Genomic DNA, 4293 nt, shown 5'->3' with positions numbered 1-4293 from the left:
TCATCGAGCAATATGTGAAGAAGGGCGCGAAGCTTTACATCGAAGGCGCGCTCCAGACCCGCAAATGGACCGATCAGGCAGGCGTTGAGAAATACTCGACGGAAATCGTGCTGCAGGGCTTCAACTCGACGCTGACCATGCTCGACGGCAAAAGCGGCGGTGGCGCGGGTGCATCTGGCGGCGGCGATTACGGCGGGGACGATTACGGCAGCGGCGGCGGCGGACGCAGCTCCGGCGGCGGCAAGCCGAATTTCGCCCAGGACCTCGACGACGAAATTCCGTTCTGAGTCACTCGCTATAGTGACGGCGAAAAATGCCCCTCCCGCAATCGCGGAGAGGGGCGTTTTTAGTTCGGCAACAAGCTGCGTTTCCGGGAAGAAGATCGCGCCAGAGGTGCGTTCGACGGTGCTTTTTCAGGCGCATAAGCAGGGGCAATAAAAGGCGGCGAAAGAAACTTTATTTTGCTTTTAAATTCAATAACTTATAAGCGACCTTGCGCCGTATTTCGGATTGCCGCGAAGGGGCGCGTCTGTTAGGCTCTGCAACACATAAATGAGGGGGATTCGGCAGTCGCCTGTCGCCTTGTTTAGAAGCCCGTCACGACGCATTGCGGCCATCGCTGCAAGCGTCCTCCAAAGTCAGAAAAACCCTTGTCCGACACCACAGACAGCGACATTCCCGGCGACAAGCCGACCCCGGGCAACGGCGGCGGTTTGGGAGCGGGCGATCCGCCGTCAGGCGCTTCAGGCTTGCCCCCGGAAAAAGACGTCTCGCCGATCACTATCGAAGACGAGATGCGCCGCTCCTATCTCGATTACGCGATGAGCGTGATCATGAGCCGTGCGCTCCCCGATGCGCGCGACGGATTGAAGCCGGTTCATCGCCGCATTCTCTTCTCCATGAATGAGAACGGCTACGACTGGAACAAGCCCTACCGCAAATCCGCGCGCGTCGTCGGCGACGTGATCGGTAAATATCACCCGCATGGCGACCAGTCGATTTACGACGCGCTTGTGCGCATGACGCAAAGCTTCTCGATGCGTCTGCCGCTGATCGACGGACAGGGCAACTTCGGCTCCGTCGACGGCGATGCTGCAGCCGCGATGCGTTACACCGAAGTGCGTATGGCGAAATCCGCGCACGCGCTCGTCAACGACATCGACAAGGACACGGTCGATTTCCAGGACAACTATGACGGCTCCGAAAGAGAGCCGAAGGTTCTGCCTGCCGAATTCCCCAACCTGCTCGTCAATGGCGCAGCCGGCATTGCAGTCGGCATGGCGACCAATGTGCCGCCGCACAATCTCGGCGAAGTGATCGACGCCTGTATCGCGCTGATCGACAATCCTGCCATCAGCATCGACGAATTGATCGAGCATGTGCCCGCGCCGGATTTTCCGACGGGCGGCATCATGCTTGGCCGCGCAGGCGCGCGTTCGGCCTATCACACCGGGCGCGGCTCGGTCGTGGTGCGTGGCCGCGTGAAGATCGAAGAAGGCAAGCGCGACAGGCTTTCGATCATCATCAGCGAAATTCCCTATCAGGTGAACAAGACGACGATGATCGAACGGATTGCCGAGCTGGTGCGCGACAAGCGCATCGACGGCATCAGCGATCTGCGCGACGAATCCGACCGCGACGGCATGCGCGTCGTCATCGAGTTGAAGCGCGACGCCGTTCCCGATGTCGTGCTGAACCAGCTTTATCGCTTCTCGCCGCTGCAATCGTCGTTCAGCGCCAATATGATGGCGCTTGATCGCGGACGCCCCGAGCTGATGAACCTGAAGCAGCTCATCGAGGCCTTTACGCATTTCCGCGAAGAGGTCGTGACGCGCCGTACGAAGTTCGAACTGGCCAAGGCGCGCGACCGCGCCCACGTGTTGGTCGGCCTCGCAATCGCAGTTGCCAATATCGATGAAGTGATCCGGCTGATCCGCACCGCGCCCGATCCGGCGACGGCGAGAGAGCGCTTGATGGCGCGTGACTGGCCGGCAAGAGACATCGAGCCGCTGATCGTGCTGATCGCCGATCCCCGTCACACTTTGACGGAGGAGGGCACCTACAAGCTCTCCGAGACACAAGCCAAGGCGATCCTCGATCTCCGCCTGCAGCGCCTGACAGCACTTGGTCGCGACGAAATCGGCGACGAGTTGACGATCCTGGGCGAGAAGATTGCCGACTATCTCGACATTCTGCGCAGTCGCGCACGCGTGCTGACGATCATCAGAGACGAGCTTGCGGCGATCAAGTCCGAGTTCGCGACGCCGCGCCGCACCGAGCTTGCAGATTCTGAAGACGATTTTGAAGATGAAGACCTGATCCAGCGCGAGGACATGGTCGTCACCGTCAGCCATCAGGGCTACATCAAGCGCGTGCCGCTTTCGACCTATCGCGCGCAGCGCCGCGGCGGACGTGGCCGGGCAGGCATGGCGACAAAGGACGAAGATTTCGTCACGCGGCTTTTTGTTGCGAATACGCACACGCCCATCCTGTTCTTCTCCTCGATCGGCATGGTCTACAAGCTCAAGGTCTGGCGTCTGCCTGCCTCGACGCCGCAAGCGCGCGGCAAGGCGATGATCAACCTGTTGCCGCTGGAGCAGGGCGAAACGATCACGACCATCATGCCCTTGCCTGAAGACGAGACAATCTGGGCGAACCATCACGTTGTCTTCGCAACGCGCAAGGGTCGCGTGCGGCGGAACGAGCTGTCGGATTTCGTGCAGATCAACCGCAATGGCAAGATCGCCATGAAGTTCGAAGGCGACGACGAGGGCGACGAAATCATCGGCGTGCAAACCTGCACTGAGGATGATGACGTGATGCTTACCGCCGCGAATGGCCGCTGCATTCGTTTCCCCGTCACCGATGTCCGCGTTTTCTCGGGCCGCAGTTCAACGGGTGTGCGCGGGATCAGGCTCGACGGGGATGACACGATCATCGCCATGAGCATTCTGCGACACGTCGATGTGACGCCTGCTGAATCGCGTGCCTATCAGAAGCAGGCAGGCGCAATGCGTCGCGCGGTGACGGGCGAAGGCGACGAAGTGGAGACGGAGGTCATCGAGGTCGAGGATGTCGAAGATGATGAGGCGACAGACGATCTGACGCTGACGCCGGAGCGTTATGCCGAGCTTGGTGCGCGCGAACAGTTCGTGCTGACCGTCAGCGAGAATGGCTTCGGCAAGCGCTCCTCGTCCTACGACTACCGGACATCGGGTCGCGGCGGCAAAGGCATTATCGCCATGACGGTGACGACACGTAACGGCAAGCTCGTCGCGTCTTTCCCCGTCGAGGAGCTTGACCAGATCATGCTCGTCACCGATGCGGGCCAGCTCATCCGTTGCCCGGTGGACGATGTGCGCATCGCGGGCCGCGCGACGCAGGGCGTCACGATCTTCCGCACGACGGCAGATGAGCGTGTCGTCTCGGTCGAACGGGTCGACGAGTCGTCCGAGAACGGCGACACCTCCGAGAGTGATACGGGCGAATAGGAGCAGGCATGGCGCCGAAGGTTAAACGTATCGGGATCTACCCCGGCACTTTCGATCCGATGACCAATGGGCATCTCGATATCATCCGCCGCGCCTTGTCGCTCGTCGATCACCTCGTGGTGGCAATGGGCATCAATGCGACCAAGGCGCCGATGCTGTCGTTTGACGAGCGCGCCGCGCTCATCGAGGCGGAAGCCGGGCCGGTTGCGAAAAAGCTCGGTGCGAAGATCACGACGGCGGCTTTCTCGGGCCTCGTTGTCGATGCGGCGGACGCGCATGGCGCGAACGTCATCATCCGTGGCTTGCGTAGCGGCATCGACTACGAATACGAAGTTCAGATGGTCGGTATGAATCGAACCATGAACCCGGGCGTCGAAACGGTATTTCTTGCCGCCTCGCCCGAAACGCAATTTATTTCATCGACACTCGTTCGCCAGATTGCCAGCATGGGTGGCGATATCTCGCCTTTCGTGCCGAAGCGGGTCGAAAAGAAGATCCTCGCGACGATCGCGAAGCAGCGCAAAAACTGATCGCCAGCCGATCGGACAAACAGGGAAACAGTGATGCGTCGTTTGACAAGTATCGCCTTTATGGTCTTCGCGCTTCTCGCGTTGGCCCGTCCGGCATTCGCCTTCGATCCGGAGAACACGATCTATCTCGACCTGAAAGATGGTCGCGTCGTGATCGAGCTGCTCCCCAAGGTCGCGCCCGCGCATGTGGACCGCATCAAGGAGCTGACGCGCAAAGGCTTTTATAACGGGCTCCTTTTTCATCGCGTGATCGATGGCTTCATGGCCCAGAC

At 60.3% G+C, this 4293-nt stretch carries 4 protein-coding genes; all 4 read left to right on the top strand.

Features of this window, described 5'->3' with window-relative positions; genetic code table 11:
* Nucleotides 1-287: single-stranded DNA-binding protein (ssb, locus tag WA943_RS09405; protein ID WP_424469615.1), on the top strand; the 287-nt coding region annotated here is incomplete at its 5' end.
* 426 nt (nt 288-713) lie between these two features.
* Nucleotides 714-3491: a DNA gyrase subunit A gene (gene gyrA, locus WA943_RS09400; RefSeq protein WP_424469616.1), complete on the top strand. Its 2778-nt coding sequence runs from the start codon at nt 714-716 to the stop codon at nt 3489-3491.
* An 8-nt stretch (nt 3492-3499) separates the two neighbouring features.
* The gene (gene coaD / locus WA943_RS09395; protein ID WP_424469614.1) at nt 3500-4021 is read left to right on the top strand and encodes a pantetheine-phosphate adenylyltransferase; all 522 of its coding nucleotides are present in this window, start codon (nt 3500-3502) and stop codon (nt 4019-4021) included.
* A gap of 33 nt (nt 4022-4054) precedes the next feature.
* A partial coding sequence (locus WA943_RS09390) for a peptidylprolyl isomerase (protein ID WP_424469613.1) occupies nt 4055-4293 on the top strand: 239 nt, incomplete at its 3' end.

The organism is Parvibaculum sp. (genome assembly GCF_049651025.1).
Taxonomy (GTDB): domain Bacteria; phylum Pseudomonadota; class Alphaproteobacteria; order Parvibaculales; family Parvibaculaceae; genus Parvibaculum.
This window is presented reverse-complemented; position numbering and strand designations above follow the sequence as displayed.

Bases quoted from the DNA above. Each gene is read 5' to 3' on its own strand.
- coaD (WP_424469614.1), top strand. From the start codon at position 3,500: ATGGCGCCGAAGGTTAAACGTATCGGGATCTACCCCGGCACTTTCGAT.